Here is a 25,546-nt window from a genome sequence, read left to right on the forward strand (position 1 = left end):
CTTTCTGCAAGAAAGCTACATCGAAAGCATACACTTCGCCTGTATCCTCAGATCGGAAGGTTATTCTGTCATCGGAGTGGTAAGTGTAACTGTTAGTCCAAATTAGTATCCACGAGAATATTGCTCCGCAATGGCGGCTTTATCCTTGCTGACGCCCAGTTCCAGAGCCGCATGATTCGCCCAGTACGGATCACGTAACATGCCTCTGCCAACCGCAACCAGATCCGCATCGCCGTTGCCAATAACTGCTTGAGCCAGTGCTGCATCCTCCAGCATACCCACTGCGATTACAGGAACGTTCAATTCTTCACGGAAACGACGGGCAAATGGCACCTGGTAACCCGGATAGTTCCCCGGTTTCCGTTGTCCGGAAGGTCCTTCGCCGCCTGAGCTGATATGGAACATGTCCACGCCTGCGTTTTGGTAGGCACGTGAGATAGTAATCGTATGCTCAATGTCGTATCCACCATCTGCGTATTCTACAGCCGAAATTCGCAGAATCAGCGGCATATCTGCTGGCATTTCTTTTTTCACTGCACGAATAACTTCAACGCCGAAACGGGACAGATCCTGCCCATACACATCCTCGCGATGGTTCATCAGCGGAGAGTGGAACTGGTGAATGAGGTATCCATGTGCGCCGTGCAACTCAATGGCATCCACGCCAGCTTGTACCGCGCGGCGAACGCCGTCTGCGAACTTCTGCACCATAGCTTCTACCTCTTCTGTACTTAACGCACGAGGCTCCTTGTACTTTTCTCCTGGGAATGTAACCACCGATGGGGCAACAGGCTGCGGAGCATCCTCTGCTTTTCGTCCCGCATGTGCGATCTGAATAGCTACTTTGGAGCCGTAAGCATGAATTCCATCGACAAGTTTGGTGAAGGCAGGTACATGCTCGTCTGACCATATCCCCAAGTCGTTATCGGTAATGCGTCCATCCGGATCGACATCCGTCATCTCGATTACAATCAACCCAGTTCCTCCAACCGCACGGCTCACATAGTGAACCTGATGCCAATCGTTCGGAATGCCGTCCTTCGCGGTCACGGAATATTGGCACATCGGCGCCATCACGACACGGTTATTTAATTGCAAACTTTTGAATTGATAGGGTGAAAATAATTGCTCCGTCATTTATACTGCATCTCCTGTTCCTTGATCATGATATATATGAAGCCTTAATTATTGTCCAAATCCGAAAACAGTTTCCCATTCTTGCCGTAGTTGTCCTTCTCCAGATCCTCAATGAAAATAAAGACCTTGCTCGGATCAACATCCAATGTCTCACAAGCTACCTGGGTCATACGTTCAACCAACTGACGTTTCTGCTCAGTCGTCTTGCCTTCCAGTACCTTAACGGTGATAAATGGCATGTCTTGAACACATCCTTTCTTCATCATTTATTATGAACCTGACGTATGGAAACACAAGTACGTACATTTTTGTGCCTTGGTACCCTTTTTGATACCTAGTCATCCTTATATTTCGGTTCTGCCCCATTCTGGAAATGACTGCAAAACATGATATGATAACCATAGAGATGTACAATAATTACTATAACCAATTTACATAAGTTGTGACTAACGGTTACACGATAACGGAGAGGGCAGAAATAACCTGTAGAAGCGGAGCTAAAAGCTTTCTGCAAGAAAGCTACTTCGAAAGCATACACTTCGCCTAAAAGTTTTCTGAAAGAAAGCTGCATCGAAAGCATACGCTATCCTCAGATTTTCACCTTTGTAAAAGTGGATCAAAAAATCTGGGGATAACAGCGATCAGAAGGTTATTCTGGCCTCGTAGTGGATCAGTGTAAAACAAGTAGCTCAACTTATATACTACTCAAGCTAGGGAGAGATTATAGATGAAAGATATATTAATTCAAAGACTGAGTACTTATGTTCAGATGGATACCCAATCCGATGAAAATAGCGAGACCTGCCCTTCCACACCCGGCCAACTGGCCTTGGGCAAACTGCTCGTTGAAGAATGTAACTCCATTGGTCTGCAAGATGTGACTATGGATGATAACGGTTATGTCATGGCTACACTGCCATCCAATACCGACAAAGATGTTCCCGTGATCGGTTTCCTGGCTCACCTCGATACAGCGACCGACTTTACAGGCAAAAATGTTAAACCGCAGGTTATCGATAACTATGACGGTGCTGACATTGTGCTGAACTCGGAACTGGATGTTGTGCTGTCCAACAAAGATTTCCCGGAACTGCACGAGTATAAAGGCCATACACTGATCACAACCGATGGTACAACCTTACTTGGTGCAGACAATAAGGCAGGCATTGCCGAGATCATGACGGCGATGGCCTATCTGATTGAGCACCCGGAAGTGAAACACGGTAAGATTCGGGTTGCTTTTACCCCGGATGAAGAGATTGGCCGTGGACCACACAAATTCGACGTAGCTGCTTTTGGAGCCAAATATGCGTACACCGTCGACGGTGGACCGCTTGGTGAGCTGGAATACGAGAGCTTTAACGCAGCTGCCGCTAAAATTACCGTACGAGGCACCAATGTGCATCCCGGAACAGCGAAGGATAAAATGGTGAACTCTCTGAAAATTGCGATGGAATTGAACCGACGCCTGCCTGTGGAGGAAGCTCCTGAATTCACGGACGGTTATGATGGTTTCTATCATCTGTTGTCTCTGGAGGGTGACGTTGAGTTAACGAAGATGAGCTACATCATTCGTGATTTCGACCGGGAGAAGTTTGAAGAGCGCAAAACGAATCTGCTCCATATCGTGAATGAACTGAAGACTAAATACGGAGAAAAAAGCATTACCGTTGAATTGAATGACCAGTACTATAACATGCGTGAGAAAATCGAACCGGTACGCCAGATCGTCGACATTGCCCATGAAGCCATGACCCGTCTGGACATCGAACCGGTTATTCGCCCCATCCGAGGAGGAACCGACGGTTCACAGCTATCCTATATGGGCATGCCGACGCCGAACATCTTCACTGGTGGTGAGAACTACCATGGCAAATTTGAGTATGTATCGGTAGACAATATGGTGAAGGCAACCCGTGTCATTGTAGAGATCGCTCAATTGTTTGAGCAGCACGGAGATATTTAATCTGCTTGACGCGCGGTGTAAAAGAGCACCCTCTGGTATTTTCCCGAGGGTGCTCTTTGTGGTCTTTACTTTTAAAAGATATCACTCATAGATATTGCCTCCCGCGATGGAACGCAACTGTTCCAGATCACAGATCACGAGCTTTCGCTGCACTTTGCGAATAATATTTCGATCACACAGATCGTGAACGACCCTGTTCAGATGTCTGTAACTGGTCCCCAACATATCCGCCAGCTCGGTCAGCTTGGAGGTCTGAATCTCTTCGGAAGAGGACTCATCCTGATCCATGGTGGACAACAGGTAGCTGGCAAATCGGCTCTCTACCGGATATAACATATTCAGACTCGACAGGTTGGAGAAGGTGTACAATTTGTGCGTAACTTGGCTGAGCATGAAGTGGAGGAATTTAGGGTTCTCTGCATACGTATTCTGGAGAGCGCGATAGCTGATACCAAGCAGCAGGCTTTTGCTCACAGATTCTACCGTATTCTTGGCCTCCTTGCCATTAACCAGCTCCAGATCACCCACGAGCGCTAGTGGTGTACTGAAACGAAGCAAAAGAGACTTACCGTTAGGCAGGGTGATATAGATCTTAAGCTTACCCTGTACGAGAAAATACAATCGCTCAGGCTGCTCGCCTTTGGCACATATCAACTCACCCTTGGCAGCTTCCAGCAGCCGTAACTCAGCGAGTGCAGACTCGTCCAGCACCAGATCTAGCCCATTCTCACGTACGAGTTGACGCATTCGCCCAAAGTCCATGATTTCTTTCATTCCGACTTCCCCTCCGTTGCCATATATAACGTACACAAAAGGACATATGTCCCATTATTGATATAGATCCGTACAAATATCTTGATATAAAAATAGTTACAACTAGCACTTATATCCAATAAATCATTTCACATGGAAAATATTTAAAAATTTAATCATAAAATGTTCATTCTTTCATGCAAAACACCGTTCACGAAAAGCCATTTCCATCCGATGAAAGATAGAGCATTCCATAGATCGTAAAAATAATTTATTCAGATATTGAAAGGATGAGCATATTCAATGAACGTTGTAGATGCACTGCTTAAAGTACTGCCTTATATCAGTCAGATTCTTAGAGAACCGGCCAGTTTGACTGTTTATGATCATGAAAAAGTATTAGATGTCATTATGACAGATAAATTTGATCTTGGTTTTGAAAAGGGAATGCCTCTCTTGGATTCGTTCCAAAACTTTGCCGTTTTGAAAAACGGAAGAGAAGCTACCCTCTCCACTCTCTCCAAAGAGGTTTTTGGTATTGAGCTGGATACGCTGAACATTCCGATCTTTGATGATCAGCAAAAAGTCGTTGCCGTTTTCTGTGTGTCTTATGACCAATCTAATCAGAATCAACTTGAAGATATTATACAAGAAAACCAAGCCATCAATGGTAATCTGGTTGATATGGTGCAACACGTTGCTGCTCATGCCGAAGAATTGCAGGCGACCAGTGAGCAGATCCTGCAAAACACACGACTCGCTGTTCAGAACTCTTCTCAAATCAACAAGGTAGCCGGGTTCATTCGCGAAATTTCCGAACAAACCAACTTGCTTGGCCTTAACGCCGCTATTGAAGCTGCGCGCGTTGGTGAAGCTGGTGCCGGATTCGGTGTGGTTGCATCTGAAGTACGCAAGCTCTCTGTGGATGCCAAACAAGCTACAAGTGATATCGATACCAGTCTGAGAGATGTACAACAGGTGATCAAACAGATGGAAGTTGAGGTTTCCCAGATTGCAGCCTCTTCGCAAGAACAAGCGACGCTTGTATCTTCCTTCACAGATGTCATCGAGAAGCTCAATGACACGGGCGAGCGTATGAAAGCTTTGTCTGAACAACTGATCAGCTATTCGATCAAAAGCTAAAACTTAACGTGTGTCCAGATCGCCGATTCATATCGGTGGTTATTCCGGTGACACATCTAATATGTATTAAACAGGACTTGGGTTGCCCATAATGGACAATCCAAGTCCTGTTTATGATGTCCGTTTGGTTATCATTAACCAAATTCGCCTATAAACTTAATTTGCTACATGTACTGATTTGTCCCCAATCACTTCTTCTTCCGACTCCCAGCACTCCACTTCACCCGGAATATGAATGCGGTCCCGCGTAAAGATCGGGTCACGTCCTTCGGCTTTCTGTTTCTTGTAGTCTTTCAGTGCTTCAAACGTCACCTTGGACAGCATCAGAATCGCAATCAGGTTCACCACCACCATGAGCCCCATGAACAGGTCCGCCAAATCCCATACCAGCTGTACTTTAGCTACCGCACCGAACACCACCATCGCGATAACGCAAATACGGTATACCCACAGCCAAACTTTATTGGATTTGATAAACTCAATATTGGTTTCCCCATAGTAATAATTTCCGATTAGCGTACTGAAGGCAAACAGGAACACCATGACCGCCAGGAATCCCGATGCCCATGGACCAATATGTACACTTAAAGCAGCCTGAGTCAATTCAATGCCACCCAGATTGGAACCTTTGTACACCCCGGATAGCAAAATAATCATGGCTGTGCTTGTACATATAACTAACGTATCTGTCAGCACACCAAACGCCTGAATAAGTCCCTGTTTCACCGGATGTGTTGTGTCCGCTGTAGCAGCGGCATTCGGGGCACTACCCATGCCCGCCTCATTGGAGAACAATCCTCGTTTCACACCGTTCATCAGCGCAGCACCCAACGTTCCGCCTGCCACCTGCTCGATGCCGAAGGCATTTTTGACGATTAACGCAATCATGGCCGGAAGCTGGGTAATGTTAGCCAGCACCACAAAAGCCGCTACCCCAATGTACAATACGGCAAGCACCACGACGATGTACTCCGATGCTTTTGCAATCCGTTTGACACCGCCCATAATAATTCCTGCAAATACCACGGCCATAATGATACCCACCGTTAACCGATCCGTACCGAATGAGTTTTCGAATGCGACGGTAATGGTGTTGGACTGCACCGCATTAAATACCAAACCGAATGAAAGCGTAATGAGAATGGCAAATAAAATCCCCATCCAGCGTTTCCCCAGCCCACGCTCCATATAATACGCCGGACCCCCACGGAATCCGCCCTTATCCTTCACTTTATAGATCTGAGCCAGCGTGCTCTCCACAAAACTGGAGGCAGAACCAATAATCGCAATAACCCACATCCAGAATACAGCCCCAGGTCCCCCCAGTGCGATAGCTAGTGCAATACCGGTAATATTGCCTGTGCCTACGCGGGCTGCCATACTGATACAGAATGCCTGAAATGGTGAGATTTTGCCTGGTTCCTTACTTTTCGGCTCTCGAAGCACCTTCACCATATCTCCAATCATGCGGAATTGCATGAATCGGGTCTTGGTGGTGAAGTATATACCACATACTACCAATAGTATAATTAACACTTTGGACCATAGAAAATCATTGAAAATGACGACAATATCTTGTATTGTTTGCTCCATCGGTATGCCCCTTTTATATGGTGTATTTCAAGTACAGAGATGGGTCACATGAAAAGTTTGTACCATTCTGCACAACACTAGCCCCAGACTTTGGGATGTTACTTATACTACAAGCGCATCTACGAAAATCGACAAATACCTACATGCAATCTCTACAATTATTTTAAAAATGGGCGTTGATCGCCCAATCATTGTCATTTAACCTAACATGTCAGGTTCTATGCAAGAGGGAAAGGAGATGACTGATTTGCGTTATTTTATCGTGGATGATGATCCTGGCGTTCGTTCCATGTTGATGGATATTATTGAGGATGAAGGACTTGGCGATATTGCCGGGGAAGCTGAGGACGGAGCACACATTCACGCAGAACTGTTGGAATTGCATAAGGTGGATGTACTGCTGATTGATCTGCTGATGCCACAACGGGACGGGATTCAGACTGTGCGGGCACTTGAAGGAAGGTTCGAGGGCAAGATCGTCATGATCTCCCAGATCGAGTCGAAAAATATGATCGGCGAAGCCTATTCACTAGGCATTGAATATTACATTACGAAGCCGATTAATCGGTTGGAAATTCTGTCTGTTCTGCGGCTGGTGGGCGAGAGGTTACGGATGCAGCAATCCATCGCAGATATTCAGCGGACATTGCAGGGGTTGTCCGGTTTGCATCCTAACGAGCGCACTGCGGCTCCGGTTCCGGACAAAACGATTACTACAGCAGGACATTTCCTGCTGTCCGAGATGGGCATGATCGGCGAAGCCGGAAGCAGAGATCTGCTGGACATGCTCGAATATCTAGAGCAGGTAGAGACAGATGAGCATAAGCTGTCGCCCTATACGTTCCCATCCCTCAAAGACATCTTTCAGAACGTAGCGGTACGCAAGCTGGGAGAGAACGCCTCTCTGGCAGAGGTTAACAAGGAGATCAAGGCATCGGAACAACGTGTCCGCAGAGCCATTTTCCAGACACTCAGCCATGTGGTTTCACTGGGGTTAACGGATTATACACATCCCAAGTTCGAGAACTATGCATCCAAATTTTTCGACTTTACCGAAATTCGCAAGAAAATGCTGGAGCTGCAAAACAACGTGGAGCCTTCCTTGTCCCAGACACGCATTAATACGAAAAAGTTCGTACAGGTGTTATATTTGGAAGCCAAACGATTGCTGCATTAAGCGAGATGCATGATGGAGACGTCGCAAAAACAAACAGGCATGAATATTACGCCGGATGGCACTTCCTTCTTAACTGAGGCTGTCCATTTCGGCGATATTCATGCCCGTCTGTATGATCAAACGCTACGATCTATTTCTTCGTTCCGTATATAAAATTAATATCCATTCGGGCTCAGGACCGTGAATGGTTTCGGCTAATTCGGTTATACTCATTAATTAATTCGTCCAATGCCATAGACTGCCGAATCACATCGGGATGTCCAAGACCACCCTTGTTATGCTCTACCAGCATATGAAGGTTATGTCTGGCCTTTTCTATTTTATTTTTCAAATCCAAACTCATAACCATGACCCCTGATACCTCCTTATTCTGTGAACCATTTTAGTTTTTTCTGTCAATCTATAGGTGGATTAACATATGGCATAGGGGACAAGGATGTTTTGTATTCTTCTCCAAATTTTGATAAAGATTATTCTATCACACAAGAGCTCATCCGAAAATGACTGATTTAACGCTATTTTAGTGGGTAACCAAGGGGTGGATTCTCTCGTTGGAGCTCATCAATCACAGCCAGAACGGATTGTGTCGTTATTGTGTATATTGAAAACGCAAAAAGTCTATTGACTCAAAAGGTAATAAAATCCCTTTCCATAACGGGACCATTCAGGTACAATAGGGCGATGTGTGTGTCCGGACCCGGCGGATACAAATGATGTAATTTAGAGGACGGCCAACGACGGCCATGGATCCTGATTTGATATTATTGGAGGCTTATCATCACCATGCAGACCGATTCACAGACTAAAGTCAAAATTGTTAATGCCGATCCCAGCGCAATGGGATTATTTGGGTTGGCGATTGTAACCCTGGTTGCTTCATCCCAGAAGCTTGGCATTACAGAAGGACTTAGCTACGCTATTCCTTGGGCGATCTTCCTTGGCGCATTTGCCCAGTTATTCGCATGCATTCAAGATTCCAAACGCAACAATACCTTTGGTACAACAGCTTTCGGTGCGTACGCATTCTTCTGGTTCGCTATGGCTGCCAACTGGATGATCAAAATGGGCGTATTCGGTTCCACGCTTGCTGAACAGGCCGATGGCAAGCAGCTCGGATTTGCTTTTGCCGGATACCTGGTATTTACCCTGTTCATGACAATCGGTGCTATTGAAGCGAATAAAGTATTGCTTATCATCTTCATTCTGATCGACTTCCTGTTCCTTGGTTTGACCTTTGACGCTTTCGGCGTAGCTCCTCACATTTTCCACACCATTGCAGCATATGCTGAACTGGCAATCGGAATTGTGTCCCTGTATGGTACAGGCGCTTCGGTACTGAACGCTCACTTCGGTTATGCGTTCTTGCCGATCGGCAAACCGTCCGGCATCTTCAAACCCAAGGCTTAATATACAGCAGTAAACCGCCCGCGCGCCGGTCCGCGCCTGGCGGTTTTTTTGCACTCTGACTTCATTTGAATATGTATCTGACCGACACCTATACTAGGGATAATAGATCATAAATAGACCCTGCAACACGTTAAATGTCACAGCAGCCATACTGTAAGGAGGAAAAAGCATGAGAGAGATACCGAAACCTACGGAGATGGATCAGGTGGAGAAAAAGTACGTACGCGAAACGCGTTGTTTCAAGACGGCACGGGTGTTCCCAACCGATGTCAATAATCATAATACCCTGTTCGGCGGCAAACTGATGTCCTACATCGATGATATTGCATCCATCGCCGCCTCCAAGTTATGCCGGGTCAATACCGTAACGGCTTCAACCGACTCGGTCGACTTCTTGTACCCTATTAACCCGACGGATTCGGTTACACTTGAATCGTTCGCGTCCTGGACAGGACGAAGTTCCATGGAGATTTTTGTGAAGGTGATTCGCGAGGATCTGAAGACCGGAGAGAAGAAAATTGCGGCGACCGCATTTCTGACCTTTGTGGCTCTGGATGAAAATAATCGCAAACTGATCGTACCCCGCATTATCCCGGAGACGGAAGAAGAGAAGAAACTATACGAGACCGCTCCGGATCGGGCGGCCATGCGGAAACAACGGCGGGAAGAGAGCAAGAAATTTGCTGACTTCCTAACCGTTACTTATCCTTGGGAATAAGAACACGCTAAAATAATCACAATGTTGTATAAAAGGTTATCTGGACGATGCCGGATAGATGGATACTGCTCTGCTATCCGGCAGTTCGCCACCCATGGAGACACACCATTGCTGATAGATGCGATACGCTGAACCACTCTCCAGCAACCCCTGACAAGTGTATATGCCCTCTTCGATGGAATTAACACGCCCCGCTGCGTACAAGCGGAACCCCCCATTTAACAATACCTGATTCACAAAAGCAATATGACCATCGCCGCTTAACACACTTTCCGCCACTTCAAGCTGCTTCGCAGCCGTCCAGACCAGTTCCGGCACAGGCATATCCAACTCATAGGCTGCAGGATCAACCAGCTCCAACTTCATATCGCCATCTTCCACGGCGTATACGCGGGTTGGCCGATCAATATACAGATCCTCAGACCCTTCCATTCCCTGTACCACATAAGCACGGCGATAGTTAAACCGGGTGAGCAGCTTCGCGATCCGATCCAGAAAAGTATTATGAAACACACCGAACACCAGATACGGTGAATGATTATAATCAATGAGTTTCTCTGCCGTATTAAATACCGTGCGGAAACCCAGCTCTTCCCGTAACGGACGAAGCTTGCGAAGAGGCTCGCACCATTCTTCGGAGGATACATACATGACACCGGAACGCACTGCAGCACCCCGGGCATCTTCCCGATCCATTTTACGTGTATCAATTCCCGCTTCCTTTAACAGAACCGGCAGCGTAACTCCCCACTTGGGTGGTAAAGGATCACTCCCGTGTAAAGTCACCGGCAACCCGGCCGCCGCGAGTACAAATGCAACCGGAAACGTAGCCATGAACGACTTTGTACGTCCGTCATAGGGACCAGCGCAGTCCAATCCGTCCTGAAATACCGAGAAACGTTCCGCACTGTTACGGCAAGCATGAACAAAGGCTTCCAGTTCCTCGACGTTTTCCATTTTCATTCGTTCAGCCATTAGAAACGCAGCTGTCTGGGCAGGGGAAACCTCCTGTTTCAGGATTTTCTCTGCTACGGTCAGTGCTTCTGTATAATTCAGATCACGCGAGCCTCGTTTCCCACGTCCGACCTCTCGGAGTATCTGAGACATATCCATGGAGAATCCTCCTTCCGATTAAGACTGGAGCAGTTGATGGGCCTTCACAATCGCTGTGGCTACATCGACCATCCGTTTGCGTTCATCCATCGCTTTCTTGCGTAATAGGTCATAGGCCTCGGCCTCGGAGATCTGCTTCAGATCACTAAGGATAGCTTTCGCCATATCAATCCACTTCCGATCCTCCAGCCTGGATTGCAACTGCTTCCGTTCCTGCTCCCACTGTTTGCGTTCCATATAGCGCCTGGCTGCAAAGTGAAGAGTCCAGTGGATCTCGGGCCCGGTCATGGATGGGGTAAGTATTCCATCAAGTGAGGTTTCGACCTCGCAGGATTCTGCGGAGGAAGAGGCTGTATCTGGCGCGCACCACCAGAGCAGCGGGGTATCCGATTTCCCCTTTCCCAGGCAGTTCCCCCAGTATTCCACATCAGTCAGGGATAGGTGCAGAATGGATGCTTCCGCCTCACGAGCCAACTTCAGCGCTTCCGTTTCACTACCTGCCACCTGCACATGGTACCCGTTTGCTCCCAGCAGCCTCTCCGGTGTCAGAGGGATTGCATCGGATGAGGTAGCTATAATTGGTTGTACTCGGATGACCAATAAAGATCGCATGATGGATCAATCCCTCCCTATTACGTATAGTCAGAGTCCATAACATTTAAGGCGTTAATACATGAAAGCAATAAATGTGTTATATTACCTAACAAAAAGAAGATTGTAACGATTTCGCGTCTTGATTTTAAATTTCAAATCATCTTTTCATGTCTCATCATCCTGCAATAAAGAAGGACAAAGCACCATACGTGGCACCTTTTCTACAGTGTTTATCGTATCTGGTATGCCAACTTCATCTAAATCCTTCATTCATATGAAGATATACTCGTAAAACTTCGTCGTCCATTCGATATTCCAATAAACTCATGTAAACATAATTAACTTTAAATTTCAAATACTTTTTTATGTTAACTATATTGACATGAGTGGATGGATCTTTTATAGTTAAGCCATAACAACTCCATATTTGAATCGATCACAGTTACAACGGCGTAGCTGGTTGAAACGGCAATGAAGCCTGTTTTGCAATCTCGGAGCAAGGGATGCGTATGTATATGCGCAGTCCTCCGAGGCATAACAGGCTTTTTCGATTTTAGAGACAAGGTTTTGAGGCAGTTTGCAGAATGGACCTAAGGGGGCTAATCATAATGAGTACAACGAAAAAACTGGTGCTGGTCGGTAATGGCATGGCGGGAATCCGCACAATTGAACATATCCTTAAGCTTGCTCCGCATGCTTATGAAATTACAGTCTTTGGCGCAGAGCCGCATCCCAACTACAACCGGATCATGCTATCCTCTGTACTGGCTGGCGGAACATCCATCGAAGATATCGTAATCAATGAGTGGAGCTGGTACGAAGATAACGGCATTCGGGTGTATCCGGGTGACCCGGTCGTTCAGATCGATGCCGAGCGCAAGGAAGTTGTATCTCAGAATGGTGTACGTGCATCCTATGATGAGCTGATTATGGCAACGGGTTCACAGGCGTTCATCCTCCCACTTCCCGGTGCGAATAAGGAAGGCGTTATCGGCTTCCGTGATATTAAAGACTGCGAGACCATGATGCAAGCATCGCAAAAGTATCGCAAAGCTGCCGTCATTGGGGGCGGATTGCTTGGACTGGAAGCAGCGCGGGGGCTGCTCAATCTGGGCATGGACGTCACTGTCATTCATATTAACGGACATCTGATGGACCGGAATCTGGATCTCCCGGCAGGCCTGATGCTCCAGCGGGAGCTTGAAGAGCAGGGCATGAAGTTCCTTTTGAACAAACATACCGAAGAAATCACAGGGAAACAGCGGGTGAAAGCCATTCGTTTTACCGATCAAACGGTACTTGAAGCAGATCTGGTTGTCATGGCTGTCGGGATTCGTCCTCAGATTGAACTGGCTCGTAATACCGGCCTCGATGTGAATCGAGGTGTCATTGTAGATGATTATATGCATACCAGTATTCCTGGTATCTCTGCTGTCGGTGAATGTGCAGAACACCGCGGTATTGCCTACGGACTGGTTGCTCCATTATATGAACAAGGTATGGTGCTCGCGAAAAGTCTCGCTGGAGCTGCAACCGAGGGATATGAAGGTTCAGTCACTTCTACCAAGCTAAAAGTATCTGGTGTGGACGTATTCTCTGCCGGACAATTCAAAGACGCTGCGGACACTCGCAGCATTCGTATTCAGGATGATGTTGATGGTGTTTACAAAAAGATGGTGATCAAAGACGGACAGCTGATTGGAGCTGTATTGTTCGGAGATACCACAGACGGCGCTTCTCTATTTTCCCTCATTAAGAGTGGTGAGAACATCAGCGGTCGTGAGAAAGAAATTTTGCTCGGTGTGCCTTCCGGTGGTTCAGGCTCAGGTCCATCTGTCGCAGAGCGCATGGCAAGTATGCCAGATGACGAGATCGTCTGCGGTTGTAACGGTGTTACCAAATCTTCCATTGGAGATGCTGTACTGAACAAAGGCTGTAATACGCTCGGTGCAATCAAGTCCTGTACCAAAGCTTCCGCTTCTTGCGGTGGATGCAAACCGATTATCGAAAACCTGCTCACGTATTACGCAGGTGATAATGTAGGCGAACAGACCAAAGAAGGCATCTGTGGCTGCACATCCTATGATCGGGATGAAATCGTTGCACAGATCAAGGAAATGGGACTTAAAAACGTTAAAGAAGTTATGAATGTTCTTGGGTGGAATGAACCGGAAGGCTGCTCCAAGTGTCGTCCTTCCCTCAATTATTATCTCGGCATGATCTGGCCGGCTGAATACACAGACGAGCGTGTATCCAAATTCACCAATGAACGTTATCACGCCAACATCCAGAAGGACGGTACCTATTCCGTTATTCCACGGATCTATGGTGGTGTCACTTCCCCGGCGGAATTGATCAAGATTGCGACTGTCGCGGAGAAATACGATGTGCCATTAGTGAAATTCACGGGTGGACAACGACTCGATCTGCTTGGTGTACAGAAGGAGAACCTGCCGAAGATCTGGGAGGAACTCGATATGCCTTCCGGTTTCGGTTATGGCAAGGCGCTTCGTACGGTGAAGACTTGTGTAGGTAATACGTTCTGCCGATTCGGCACACAAGATTCCATTGAGATGGGTATTCGTCTGGAGAAAAAACTCGACAAGATGGTGGCTCCGGCCAAAGTGAAACTCGCTGTCTCTGGATGTCCGCGGAACTGTGCTGAAGCGACTATCAAGGATCTGGGTGTTGTCGCAATCGATGGTGCTTGGGAGATTCATGTTGGCGGTAACGCCGGAGTCAAGGTCCGTGCAGCCGAGCTACTCTGTACGGTGAAGACCGATGCCGAAGTGGAAGAGTGGACTTATTCTTACCTGCAATATTATAGAGAGAACGCAAAATGGAATGAGAGAACAGCGGCATGGATTGAACGGGTAGGTCTGGATCATGTTAAGGAAGCATTGGCCGATCGGGATGTACGTCTCGCTCTGGTTGAACGTCTGGAAGTTACACTGGGTCATACGGTTGATCCTTGGAAAGAAATCATTGAAGATGAGAAATTGCGCAAAAACTTCACCCCACTGTCCGGTGCCGAGCCGGTAACCCACTAGAAGAGGAGGAACAGCGATGAACAAATTCCGGATTGGACACCTAGCGGATATTGATGAAAAGGGAGCACGGACCTTCCTGGTACAGGATACCGAAATTGCAGTCTTCAAGCTGAGCGACGGAAGTCTGCACGCCGTCGAGAATCGCTGCCCTCACAAGGGCGGCAAGCTGTCGGAAGGTATGGTATGCGGGACAGCGGTTCATTGTCCTTTGCATGATTGGAAGATTGATCTGCGTAACGGTAGGGTACACGAGCCAGATGAAGGCTGCTTGAATACCTACAAAACCGAAGTGGACGGCAGTAGCGGAGAAATCTACATCACAATTGCGGGTTAAAGGCTAGAGATACCCTGACATCAAGGAGGCGTGCGCTATGGATTTTGTTAAACCTGCAGAAGTGCTGCAATCGATGGTCGAAGCTGGTGAGAGCAAAGCCAGAATGAACCGGGTACAGATGTTGATCCGCAGTTTTCTGGCAGGGGCTATTCTCGCCTTTGCAACTACACTGGCATATACCGCTGTATCTCAAACTTCCGTTGGTTTGGCAGGTGCACTGATATTCCCGGCGGGATTCGTCATTATTATTCTGCTGGGTCTTGAATTGGTGACAGGAAGCTTTGCGATGCTTCCACTCGCAGTGATGAAACGCAGAATCACATGGATGGATATGCTTCGAAATTATTTCTGGGTGATCATCGGTCATCTGCTCGGATGTGCATTCTATGCTCTCTTATACGGCCTGATCATCACGAAGATGGGTACGGATATGAGCAACCCTCTAATTCAAACGCTGATCCAGACCAGTGAAGCCAAAACATTGGGGTATCAGCATCTGGGCGGAGCAGGTATTGTTCTGGTCATTATCAAGGCCATTTTATGTAACTGGATGGTCACACTCGGGGCAGTGATGGCGATGACCTCCACTTCTACACTGGGTAAAATCGTAGCGATGTGGTTGCCCATTACGATATTCTTCGCCCAAGGTTTTGAACATGCTGTGGTGAACATGTTCGTCATCCCGGCAGGTATGATGCTCGGTGCACAGGTTAGTATCGCTGACTGGTGGCTGTGGAATCAGATTCCGGTGTTGGTAGGTAACCTCATTGGCGGAGCTGTATTTACAGGCTTCGGTCTGTATGCTGCCCACCACTGGGGAAACCCAGTGAAGCTCTCGTCCAAACTGGCAACGATTCCGGGTGGCCGTTCAGGATTGGCAAGTTCCGATGTTGCACCCAAGTTGGGGACACGATCATGAGCCGGGGCCTGGTTAGTATTGTTGGCGCTGGCCCTGGAGATCCGGATCTGATTACGGTAAAAGCTCTGAAACGCATTCAGTCCGCAGATGTCATTATGTATGATCGGCTTGTGAATGATCAATTGCTCGCTGAGACTCATGAAGGAGCACTCCGCATCTACTGCGGAAAGGCACCAGGCCTTCACTCCATGAGTCAGGAGATGATTGGACGGATGCTTGCTGCGCATGCAGCAGAAGGCAAACAAGTCGTAAGACTCAAGGGTGGCGATCCGTTCATCTTTGGCCGTGGTGGTGAAGAAGCGCTTGTGCTGGCGGAAGCAGGGATTGCATTTGAAATCATTCCCGGCATCACTTCGGCTGTAGGGACATCCGCTTCCTCCCTTATTCCGTTAACTCATCGCGGGATTGCTTCTTCCTTCGCATGTGTCACGGGAACCGGCAGCGACGGAAGTGTATCTTCGGTCCGCTGGGACTTGCTCGCCCATAGTGTAGATACGCTGGTCATCTACATGGGTATTAGCCAACTGCCCCAGATTCAACATGAATTGCTTCACCATGGCAAAAGTGGAAGTACACCCGCAGCTTTAATCGAACGGGGAACCACTTCGGAGGAACGTATTATTACCGGCACATTAGCCGAACTCCACTCCCTCGCCAAGTCGCATCAAGTGAATAATCCCGCTTTAATTATGGTCGGAGAGTCGGTCCTGATCCGCGAACAGTTGCTTCAGATGCAACAGGCCGCGAACGCCTCCATGACCGGATAATCCGGTACACTAATCCAACAGCATACGTTCATGAATAGTCCGACCCTTCTGCCCTGGTTCAATCAGCAGACGGGTCGGTTTGATGTTAATAAGCGCTGTAAGCTGTTCTCCCATATAATGCGCAGAATACTTGAATCCAATCTCCGCCCAATGCATAATCACTCCCACCGTAGCAGATACCAGATAACTTAACATGATGTCGTAATTAATGGTTTGCTCACTATCTTCGGTCACCAATACAAAATCCTCGGTTAAGTACGTTCTAAACATATTGCATAGTCGGGAACCCATATCGGAATGCATCGTCATTAATGCACGGAAAATATCCTGATGGGCCTCAATATATTCAAATACAGGCATCGTGGATGGCAGCAATGCAGTCATATCCACTTCTTTGAGCTGTGCATACGGTTCTGCGTAAGCTTGCCCCACTCCCTGCATGAAATCATCCAGAATGAACTGCAACAACTCCGGTTTGCCGGGAAAATGTAAATAGAAGGTTCCGCGGTTGTAATCCGCCCGCTCCGTAATATCCCGAATGGTTAAAGCGTCTGCACCCTTCTCCAATATCAAAGAAACCGCCGCAGCGATGATGGCATCCTGCGTTCTTCGTGCTCTCCGGTCCTGAGGATGTTCAATGATCAACATTTTCGCCTCCTTTGTTCATTATTGTAAACTAAATGAACACCGCTTACATCACTGTCCGATAGCTGACATATGCGCTGTCAATGATTATTGTCACATAGCTATGTATATCTTAACATTGAGACAGGAAAGATAGACGACAGGTTAAAACTTTTTTTAAGAAATACCTGCCAATAATGAATAAGGAGCGAGTATATCATGAGTACATCGTATACACATACAGCCGTTATTACAGGAGCAGCCGGAGGCATTGGTAAAGAATTGGCACGCCGCCTCGCCGAGCGTAAAATCAATCTGGTACTGGTCGACTTGAATGAAGAAGCCATCCAGCAGACGATCACGGATCTGAACCTCGACAAAGAGCACGTAATTGCCGTAAAAGCGAACGTATCTCAGGAAGCAGACGTGAAAAACTATGTGCAAAAAGCACTGGATGCATTTGGCCGAATCGATTATTTTGCCAACAACGCCGGGATTGAAGGTCCAACAGGACTGATCGAAGACCTGAGTGTTGAAGCACTGGATACGGTCTATAACGTCAACATTCGCGGGGTATTCCTGGGTCTGCAAAATGTCATTCCAGTGATGAAAAAACAAAAATCCGGTGCGATTCTAAACACCTCTTCCCTTGCGGGTCTGATGGGCGCACCTGCCGTATCTCCATATATTATGTCCAAACATGCCGTGGTTGGTCTCACACGTACCGCTGCGAATGAACTGGCACCTTACAATATCCGGGTTAACGCTGTATTGCCAGGCACAATTAATACCCGTATGATGCGTCAGATCGAAGCAAACTCCGGTAACGTGGAAGATTACCAGTCTGCTACGGTATCTGCCATTCCAATGGGCCGTTACGGTGAACCAGAAGAAGTCGCTGCCGTGATGAACTTCCTGTTGTCCGAAGAAGCATCCTATGTAACAGCTTCCCTCTACACCGTAGATGGCGGTATGATGGGTCAATAAGAAGCTGTAAACTGTAGGATTGATAGGGATGACCTAAATATCTTACCTTACAGCGATGCCCAATAGGGATGAAATGTAGGGCAAACAGATGAGTGATGCGATGAGGTTGTCCGATAGGTCGGCACTCTTAGAGCCGTACCCATAGCGCGAACCGACAAAGTGATCCAATATAGTGGCCCAGTACGATAGAACTCAATTTCTATCCTTAGATAAGTTATACCGACAGGTGTTCCCAAAGGGATGCATGATCGCTACAATCTAAAAAAGGCCTCAACACCACAGTATTGTGGAGTTGAGGTCTTTTTTACAGTACAACACTTGCCATGTATTAGGCTGCATCTATGAGATTTCACTTTTGTAACAGCCATTTAACGTCTCGTTGCACCTTGTGGTTACTCTAACGAACCTAGGGCACCTTATATCGGCTAATAGAGCTTATTTCCCTAACTAACGAATCTCAGACACGCTAATTCCGCAGAAATGTTGCAATTGCACCGAAAAGTCCTAATATTCAGAGAATAACGCTTCTCAGATTCGTTAAATTCTCAACCGAGCGAGAAATACCCGAATAGCGCGTATCAAGTTCGTTAGATTTTGCCCGGACCACAGAAATGCTTGGTCGCAGGACTGAACATCATCCCACACCGATAACCATGCAACTCAGCCGCCGATCATCGATACGAAGCTCATTAAACCTCACGCCACAGTCCATGCTCCAGGTCCACGCCGAACTTAATCTACGTACCCTGCGTGACCCTTGTCCATCAAGTAGTCCATCTCAGCATCCAGGATGCTTTCCACGGTCAACTCATCCAGCTTCACATCTTTGCGACTAAGGATGTAGTCCGCCAGATCATCGCCATCAATATCAACATCGTTGCCTTTGGCATTCTCATGCGCCTTGTTGATGTACGCTTGCTCATGCTTCAGCACAAGAGCGATATTCGCCTGGCTTGCCTTCGTTTTATCTGCAATATATTGCATCATTTCTTGTTCATTAATTGCGTTTGCTTCTGCCACGTTCAGTTCATCTCCTTGATTCATACATACTGTTGCCATTGTAGCATAGGTTAACCCATTACAGGCAGAACTTATGCCTGACGAGCGATTATAGAGCGGTAGCGAAGGTTAGTGTTGAGCCAGCGTATCACTCCACCCCTAAGACAACCGCACGTAAAATGTAGCGCCCTCTCCGACCACGCTTCGAGCATACACCTCTCCTTTGTGCTGATCCACGATGGAACGAGCAATCGCGAGGCCCAGACCATGCCCACCATGTTTGCGGGCTCTTGAAGAATCGGTACGATAGAATCGATCGAAGATCCGATCCAGATGTTCCGGCGCAATGCCGTCACCTGTATTGGACACCGCCAGCATAACATCATTATTCTGTCTTTGGAGCGTAACGTTTACGGACCCTTTGGGACCGGAATACTTCACAGCATTATCCAGCAGAATCAGAATGACCTGTTTGATCTGTTCACTGTTCCCATGAACCGTAAGATTCGGCTCAATGTTGTAATCGAGGGAGATGTTTTTCTCAAATATAACGGCCTCCATCGGCAAAATAATACTCTCTACCGCATCACTCATATTAAACTTCGCATGAATCATCGTAGAGCGTGAGTCGTCCATCTGTGTCAGATAGAGCAGATCATTCGTAAGTCCCGTCATGCGCTCGGTTTCCGACTTGATATAGTGAAGCCACTTCGCCTGGTTCGCTATCGTATCCTCCTGATTGGCCAGAAGTACGTCGGCATTCGTATTAATGATCGCCAGAGGTGTCTTCAGCTCATGAGAAGCATCTCCGATGAATTGTTTTTGCTTCTCAAACGCTTCTCTGACTGGCGCAATGGAGCGATTGGCAAAATAACGGCTCAAGAAGTAGATCACAATCAGCATAACTAATCCGACAACTGCAAAGGTATAGATCAAATTCGTAAGAATACCTTGTTGCGCCGTCACATCAATGAATACGATCATATGCCCATCACCGCTCGGGTCAACCACATAGGCCCAGTCCGTTCCATCTAGCGCAAATTGCCCCGTCTGCCGTTCTGAATCACCAACTTTATTCTGGTCAACCTTTTGCAACGCCTCGGTGTAGAACGTATCTTCCATATCGAATCGGGAATGCGTATCCGTAATCTTCCACTGGTCATCCGTCTTGATCATAAACGAAACGGAACGTGCCGGTGGTGAGTTGGGATCCCCTCCCGGTCCTCCATTATTACCACCCATGGCATCGGAGGGCAGCGACTCTGAACCTGTACTTGAACTTGAACCTGAACCAGAGCCTGTCCCCATCCCCCCATCTTCCCCACGCGGCATCTTGGATGAATTATAAGGACTGTGGTAGAAATCAGAAACCTTGTACAGCTCCATGCTGGTCTCACGTTGCACATTCTGGTACGTAATCGTATAGATCGTCGCAAATGCCACCAACATCATAATGGAGATGGACACCAGATTCACGATCAGGAACCGATTTCGAAGTTTCTTGAACATCAGGACGTCACCTCAAGTACATATCCCACACCCCGAATTGTGTTAATGCGGACGGCAGAGTTCAGGAAGGTTAATTTTTTGCGCAAAAACGAGATGTACACTTCCACATTGTTATACTCCACTTCCGAATCAAATCCCCATAACTTCTCAATAATCTGCTCTTTGGAGGTAATCGCCTGTTTGCGGGCAATCAACAGCTCCAGCAGTTCATTCTCCTTCAGATTTAGCTTGATCTCCTTACCTTGAACGCTTAGCTTCAACTGGGTTGTATTCAGCTCAATGTCGCCAAATTTCAGTCCATCCTCGGGAACCACTTCTCCCTTCCGTCGTAAGGCTGCTCGAATCCGTGCCAGCAATTCCTCCGTGGCGAAGGGCTTGGCGATATAATCATCGGCGCCATAATCGAGGCCTGTGACTTTGTCCGATAGTTCACCTTTCGCAGTAAGCAGAATGACAGGCGTATGATTGCCTTCACTGCGAAGTTTCTTCAGGACGGTGATCCCGTCCATCTCCGGCATCATGATGTCGAGTAGTAACAGGTCGTAGATGCCGCTCTGCGCATAATCCAATCCTGATCTGCCGTCGTGGACCATATCCACGGAGTAGTTGTTTTTTTTCAAAATCTGCGATACAGCCTCTGCCAAATGAACCTCATCTTCCGCAATTAATATTCTCATGCTCTATTCATTCCTCTGCTTGAATTATTCGTCTTCATTAAACTCTTTATGATATCACCTATTCTACCAATTAAACCTTGAATCAATCTTAATTCATTTTGTGCGTGCGAACTATTATAGGAAGTAAAAAAATGTTAACGCAATGTAAAACCATTTAAGATTCATTCAAGGTTGGGGCTCTAAGATACAGACATGGAAGCAATACACGATGCAACAAAACATACAACCCATCAACGAAAGGACTGAGTCCCACATGGCTATTGAAGTATTCAACCGATATGAGAGCAAGTACCTTCTGACGGATGAGCAGTACGCACACTTCTATAATGATCTGCTGAAATACATGGAGCTGGATGCCTACAACAAGAAACATGAGTATTACTCCATCAGCAACCTGTACTTCGACACTCCGCAGGATTCACTGATTCGCGCCAGTCTCTCCAAACCGAAATACAAGGAGAAGCTGAGACTGCGGGCTTATGGAATACCTGAAGAGAATGCCAAAGTGTATCTGGAGATCAAAAAGAAAGTATTCGGCCTGGTGAACAAGCGCAGAACCGCCTTGAAGCTGGATGAAGCCTACGAATTCGTTCGTTCGGGACAGGCGCCGGAGCTGGCGGATTACATGAATAAACAAGTTGTCGAAGAGATCAAATATTTCCTTAGATTATACGATCTTGAACCAAAAGTGTATCTGGCGTATGAACGCAAGGCGCTCTTCGACAAGAACAGCCGGGATCTCCGCATTACCTTTGACACCAACATTCGCAGCCGCAGATACGATCTAAAGCTGGAACAGGGAGATTACGGTGAACCGCTGGTGAAGGATGGTCGATGGCTGATGGAAGTGAAAGCCGAGAAAACCGTTCCGCTGTGGCTGTCGCAACTGCTCTGTGAGCATGGTCTCTACCGTACCGGATTCTCCAAATACGGCAATGAGTACAGACATCTCGCGAGAACAACGAACCTGAATTACCAGACGGAACGCATTCTTGTGCCAGGTACCGATTTCAACCCATCCATAGAACAAGATAAAACGATTATAGAAAGAGAGAGTGTCCTATATGCTTGATTCACTGTTCAGCTCAGCCCTAACCGATACCAACCTGACGTTTAACAACGCAGTCATCACCATTGGTCTTGCCATCATTCTGGGATTGGTCATCAGCCTTACCTACATGAAGACTAACCAAAGCACATACTCCCAAAGCTTCACGTTAACGATGGTCGTCCTGCCCGTCATAGTTGCCATCATCATCCTGCTCATCGGCAGCAACATCGCACGAGCTTTCAGCTTGGCAGGTGCCTTCTCGATCATCCGATTCCGCAGTGCCCCTGGTGATCCAAAAGACATTGCTTACGTATTGTTCACGATGGCTTCCGGTCTTGCCTGCGGTGTAGGTGCTTTTGGATACGCGGTGCTGTTCACCATTATCCTGTGTGTACTGATGTTTGTTCTGAGTCGCTTCAACTTCGGCGGCAAGAAAAGTCAGCTGAAAACGCTGAAAGTCACCATCCCTGAAAACTTGAGCTATGAAGAAGCCCTTAATGAAGTGTTCCATAAATTCAACGTACCTTTTGATCTGAAAAAAATCAGAACCACCGAACTCGGCAGCCTGTATGAGCTGGTCTACAGTGTAACCATTCACGAAAGTGTTAGCCAAAAGGAATTCCTCGATGCGATCCGCACACGGAACGGCAACCTGGATATCTCGTTAACCATGAGTCCAACAACGGAATATTAATTTTTAATTCGAAGGGAACGATCTAATATGAAGAAGAACATGATAACAGGTAGCAAACTTTGGTCCATCGCCATGATTACCAGCCTACTCGCAGCATGCAGTTCGCCAGCAACCACAAGCACAACGGCCAATGCCGCAACCTCAACGACAGGAACAACCAAAACGGTATCTGTCAGCGAGCAAACTTCTGTAAAATACGCAGATCTGGTCTCTCTGGATGCTGACGATACCAATATTAGCTGGAGTGAAGCAGATTCCACAACGATTAAACTGAACGGAACAACTGCAACGGTGACCGGTTCGGGCGCCAAAGCAGCCAACGGCTCAGTAACCATCTCCGAAGCAGGCACTTATGTACTTAGCGGAGAGCTAACGGATGGCCAGATCGTGGTTAACGTTGCCGATAAGGGTACTGTGCATCTCGTATTAAACGGAGCAACCATTCATGATAACGACAGTGCAGCGATCTACATTCAGAAGGCTGGTAAAGCGGTGATTACACTCGAAAAAGGAACCAAGAATACCGTATCCGATGGTAAAACATATGTGTACGCCGACGCTACGACAGACGAGCCGGATGCTGCGATCTTCAGCAAAGCGGATCTTACGTTCAACGGTGCAGGTCAGTTGACCGTCACAGGTAACTATAATGAAGGTATTACGAGCAAGGATGATCTGAAAATCATTAGTGGTAGCATCAGCGTCAAAGCAGCCGATGACGGGATCAAAGGTAAAGATATGGTCGCCATTCAAGCGGGCACCATTACCATTGAAGCCAAAGGTGACGGTATTAAATCAACTAATGACACAGATACCACCAAAGGTTACGTTGCTATCGCAGGAGGTACCTTCGATATCCAAAGTGGCAATGATGGTATTCAGGCTGAAACTGCACTCGTTACGGATGGCGGCACATACAACATTGTAACGGGCGGCGGTAGCGCCAATGCACCAGCTAAAGTAGAAGAAGGTCCGTTTGGCGGCGGTGGCGGTGGATGGGGTGGCGGCACACCACCAACCGATATGGGAACACCACCGGATGGCGAACCTCCTGCAGACATGCCAGAGATGCCTACTAACAGCGGTACGAATGCAGGGGCTAATACGAACGGCGCAGCGGCATCCAACTCTGCCAACACAACAACAACAACAACGGATAACAATGCCGATGCGGACACAGCAACAACAGCAACCGAGTCCACAAGTGCCAAAGCACTCAAGGCAGGTACAGATCTTACGGTTAATGGTGGTACGTATACCATTGATTCCATGGATGATTCCTTGCACAGCAACAATAACGTGACAGTCAATGACGGAACATTCAACATTGAATCCGGTGATGATGGCATTCATGCCGATCAGGCCCTGACGATTAACGGCGGAACCATCAAGATTGCGAAGAGCTATGAAGGACTTGAAGGTGCAATCATCACCCTGAACGATGGGGATGTAGATGTAACGGCATCCGATGATGGCGTAAATGCTGCAGGTGGCGAGACGGAAACAGCTGCGAATATAGCGGCAAGTACAGATAGCGCTACTACAGCAACCGATGCAACTACGACATCTAACATCTCTGTAACCGAAACGACAGGTAAAACATCAACTACCGATCAGGCATCCCAGGGTACAACTGCTACTCAGCAAGGACGTGGGCCGGGCGGTATGGGAGCAGCAGCGAGCAATAACGAGTTCCACATTAACGGCGGTACACTCACCGTGAACGCAGGTGGTGACGGACTGGATTCCAATGGTTCCATCAACATGACTGGCGGAACGGTTATTGTGAACGGACCGACGGATAACGGTAACGGAGCATTGGATTATGACGGTACATTTGAAATCAGCGGTGGATACCTCGTGGCTGCCGGAAGCTCTGGTATGGCACAAGGAACATCCGATGCGTCTACGCAAAATACCATTGTGATGACATTCCCTGCAACGCAAAAAGCTGGAACACTTGTACATGTACAAGACAGCGAAGGTAATAACATTCTGACATTCGCTCCGGCAAAAGAGTATCAAACCGTAGTTGTCAGCTCCCCGGATCTGAAAAAAGATGGCTCCTATGTGATCTACTCCGGTGGTACGTCTACAGGTAAAACAGTGGATGGACTCTACACAGACGGTACCTACAGTGGCGGAACTCAAGTGGTTGCATTCCAATCGACCAGTAATGTGACTTGGGTGAATGAATCGGGTGTAACCACAGCCAATACAGGTATGGGCGGTCCTGGTGGCGGTGGACAAGGCGGATTCGGAGGCGGCAGAAACAGATCGCAATCCGGTACAACATCCGGCAGCACAGGCACTACCGATTCTGCAAAATAATCA

General features: G+C 47.4%; 24 protein-coding genes. 13 read left to right on the forward strand and 11 right to left on the reverse strand.

Annotated features, from left to right (window positions below; all coding sequences use genetic code 11):
• Positions 1–102: 102 nt before the first annotated feature.
• Positions 103–1,137: an NADH:flavin oxidoreductase/NADH oxidase gene (locus tag OM416_RS15830; protein ID WP_264930951.1), complete on the reverse strand. Its 1,035-nt coding sequence runs from the start codon at positions 1,135–1,137 to the stop codon at positions 103–105.
• Positions 1,138–1,181: 44 nt separating this feature from the next.
• Positions 1,182–1,376 carry a tautomerase family protein gene (locus tag OM416_RS15835; protein WP_264930953.1) on the reverse strand — a complete coding sequence of 65 codons (195 nt, stop codon included), beginning with the start codon at positions 1,374–1,376 and terminating at the stop codon, positions 1,182–1,184.
• Between the two features lie 488 nt (positions 1,377–1,864).
• Between OM416_RS15835 and pepT the strand changes: the two genes are divergently transcribed.
• On the forward strand, positions 1,865–3,103 hold the full coding sequence (gene pepT, locus OM416_RS15840; RefSeq protein ID WP_264930955.1) for a peptidase T: 1,239 nt from the start codon (positions 1,865–1,867) through the stop codon (positions 3,101–3,103).
• An 81-nt stretch (positions 3,104–3,184) separates the two neighbouring features.
• Here pepT and OM416_RS15845 read toward each other — a convergent pair whose 3' ends face one another.
• On the reverse strand, positions 3,185–3,877 hold the full coding sequence (locus tag OM416_RS15845; RefSeq protein WP_264930958.1) for a Crp/Fnr family transcriptional regulator: 693 nt from the start codon (positions 3,875–3,877) through the stop codon (positions 3,185–3,187).
• 282 nt (positions 3,878–4,159) lie between these two features.
• Between OM416_RS15845 and OM416_RS31820 the strand changes: the two genes are divergently transcribed.
• On the forward strand, positions 4,160–4,999 hold the full coding sequence (locus OM416_RS31820) for a methyl-accepting chemotaxis protein (protein ID WP_319951914.1): 840 nt from the start codon (positions 4,160–4,162) through the stop codon (positions 4,997–4,999).
• A 156-nt stretch (positions 5,000–5,155) separates the two neighbouring features.
• Here the strand turns inward: OM416_RS31820 and OM416_RS15855 are convergent, their stop codons facing one another.
• A complete protein-coding gene (locus OM416_RS15855; RefSeq protein ID WP_264930959.1) occupies positions 5,156–6,592 on the reverse strand; it encodes an alanine/glycine:cation symporter family protein in 1,437 nt (478 codons plus the stop codon).
• Between the two features lie 247 nt (positions 6,593–6,839).
• Here OM416_RS15855 and OM416_RS15860 point away from each other — a divergent pair, with 247 nt between their 5' ends.
• Positions 6,840–7,769, forward strand: coding sequence for a response regulator (locus OM416_RS15860; RefSeq protein ID WP_062836714.1), 930 nt, complete (start codon positions 6,840–6,842; stop codon positions 7,767–7,769).
• Between the two features lie 172 nt (positions 7,770–7,941).
• Here the strand turns inward: OM416_RS15860 and OM416_RS15865 are convergent, their stop codons facing one another.
• Positions 7,942–8,118 carry an aspartyl-phosphate phosphatase Spo0E family protein gene (locus tag OM416_RS15865; RefSeq protein ID WP_062836713.1) on the reverse strand — a complete coding sequence of 59 codons (177 nt, stop codon included), beginning with the start codon at positions 8,116–8,118 and terminating at the stop codon, positions 7,942–7,944.
• Positions 8,119–8,552: 434 nt separating this feature from the next.
• Between OM416_RS15865 and OM416_RS15870 the strand changes: the two genes are divergently transcribed.
• Together OM416_RS15870 and OM416_RS15875 are read left to right on the forward strand one after the other, a co-directional pair.
• Entirely contained in the window at positions 8,553–9,176 is a 624-nt protein-coding gene (locus OM416_RS15870; protein WP_036671640.1) for an acetate uptake transporter, read from the forward strand.
• A 205-nt stretch (positions 9,177–9,381) separates the two neighbouring features.
• Positions 9,382–9,894, forward strand: coding sequence for an acyl-CoA thioesterase (locus tag OM416_RS15875; RefSeq protein WP_026081401.1), 513 nt, complete (start codon positions 9,382–9,384; stop codon positions 9,892–9,894).
• Between the two features lie 36 nt (positions 9,895–9,930).
• Here OM416_RS15875 and OM416_RS15880 read toward each other — a convergent pair whose 3' ends face one another.
• Together OM416_RS15880 and OM416_RS15885 are read right to left on the reverse strand one after the other, a co-directional pair.
• Positions 9,931–11,007 (reverse strand): anthranilate phosphoribosyltransferase, encoded by a 1,077-nt coding sequence (locus OM416_RS15880; protein WP_264930965.1) that lies wholly within the window; start codon positions 11,005–11,007, stop codon positions 9,931–9,933.
• An 18-nt stretch (positions 11,008–11,025) separates the two neighbouring features.
• Complete coding sequence (locus tag OM416_RS15885) at positions 11,026–11,619, reverse strand: ANTAR domain-containing response regulator (protein WP_264930967.1); 594 nt, start codon at positions 11,617–11,619, stop codon at positions 11,026–11,028.
• 590 nt (positions 11,620–12,209) lie between these two features.
• Between OM416_RS15885 and nirB the strand changes: the two genes are divergently transcribed.
• The 4 genes from nirB to cobA are packed head-to-tail and all read left to right on the forward strand — an operon-like array spanning position 12,210 to position 16,671.
• Entirely contained in the window at positions 12,210–14,651 is a 2,442-nt protein-coding gene (gene nirB / locus OM416_RS15890) for a nitrite reductase large subunit NirB (protein WP_264930969.1), read from the forward strand.
• Positions 14,652–14,667: 16 nt separating this feature from the next.
• On the forward strand, positions 14,668–14,985 hold the full coding sequence (gene nirD / locus OM416_RS15895) for a nitrite reductase small subunit NirD (protein ID WP_264930971.1): 318 nt from the start codon (positions 14,668–14,670) through the stop codon (positions 14,983–14,985).
• A 37-nt stretch (positions 14,986–15,022) separates the two neighbouring features.
• Positions 15,023–15,904 (forward strand): formate/nitrite transporter family protein, encoded by an 882-nt coding sequence (locus OM416_RS15900; RefSeq protein WP_264930973.1) that lies wholly within the window; start codon positions 15,023–15,025, stop codon positions 15,902–15,904.
• Complete coding sequence (gene cobA / locus OM416_RS15905) at positions 15,901–16,671, forward strand: uroporphyrinogen-III C-methyltransferase (RefSeq protein ID WP_264930974.1); 771 nt, start codon at positions 15,901–15,903, stop codon at positions 16,669–16,671. The genes OM416_RS15900 and cobA overlap by 4 nt, the downstream gene beginning before the upstream one ends.
• 9 nt (positions 16,672–16,680) lie before the next feature.
• Here the strand turns inward: cobA and OM416_RS15910 are convergent, their stop codons facing one another.
• Entirely contained in the window at positions 16,681–17,319 is a 639-nt protein-coding gene (locus OM416_RS15910; protein ID WP_264930975.1) for a TetR/AcrR family transcriptional regulator, read from the reverse strand.
• A gap of 195 nt (positions 17,320–17,514) precedes the next feature.
• Here OM416_RS15910 and OM416_RS15915 point away from each other — a divergent pair, with 195 nt between their 5' ends.
• Complete coding sequence (locus OM416_RS15915) at positions 17,515–18,282, forward strand: SDR family NAD(P)-dependent oxidoreductase (RefSeq protein ID WP_076332059.1); 768 nt, start codon at positions 17,515–17,517, stop codon at positions 18,280–18,282.
• A gap of 732 nt (positions 18,283–19,014) precedes the next feature.
• On the opposite strand, the gene OM416_RS15920 is transcribed toward OM416_RS15915, so the two are convergent.
• The 3 genes from OM416_RS15920 to OM416_RS15930 all read right to left on the reverse strand — a co-directional run bounded on the left by OM416_RS15920 (position 19,015) and on the right by OM416_RS15930 (position 21,467).
• Entirely contained in the window at positions 19,015–19,269 is a 255-nt protein-coding gene (locus OM416_RS15920; RefSeq protein WP_124116914.1) for a hypothetical protein, read from the reverse strand.
• Between the two features lie 171 nt (positions 19,270–19,440).
• Positions 19,441–20,790, reverse strand: coding sequence for a sensor histidine kinase (locus OM416_RS15925; RefSeq protein WP_264930978.1), 1,350 nt, complete (start codon positions 20,788–20,790; stop codon positions 19,441–19,443).
• Entirely contained in the window at positions 20,790–21,467 is a 678-nt protein-coding gene (locus OM416_RS15930; RefSeq protein ID WP_036612327.1) for a response regulator transcription factor, read from the reverse strand. The genes OM416_RS15925 and OM416_RS15930 overlap by 1 nt, the downstream gene beginning before the upstream one ends.
• Before the next feature lie 253 nt (positions 21,468–21,720).
• Here OM416_RS15930 and OM416_RS15935 point away from each other — a divergent pair, with 253 nt between their 5' ends.
• Genes OM416_RS15935 through OM416_RS15945 form a run of 3 tightly spaced genes read left to right on the forward strand, consistent with a single transcriptional unit; the run spans position 21,721 to position 25,543 of the window.
• Positions 21,721–22,539 (forward strand): polyphosphate polymerase domain-containing protein, encoded by an 819-nt coding sequence (locus OM416_RS15935; RefSeq protein ID WP_264930981.1) that lies wholly within the window; start codon positions 21,721–21,723, stop codon positions 22,537–22,539.
• A complete protein-coding gene (locus tag OM416_RS15940) occupies positions 22,532–23,212 on the forward strand; it encodes a DUF4956 domain-containing protein (RefSeq protein WP_062836702.1) in 681 nt (226 codons plus the stop codon). Before OM416_RS15935 ends, OM416_RS15940 begins: the two co-directional genes overlap by 8 nt.
• 27 nt (positions 23,213–23,239) lie before the next feature.
• Positions 23,240–25,543, forward strand: a complete 2,304-nt coding sequence (locus OM416_RS15945) for a carbohydrate-binding domain-containing protein (protein ID WP_264930982.1) — start codon at positions 23,240–23,242, stop codon at positions 25,541–25,543.
• The last annotated feature ends 3 nt before the right edge of the window (positions 25,544–25,546 follow it).

The sequence above is a fragment of the Paenibacillus sp. LS1 genome, assembly GCF_026013365.1.
Taxonomy (GTDB): domain Bacteria; phylum Bacillota; class Bacilli; order Paenibacillales; family Paenibacillaceae; genus Paenibacillus.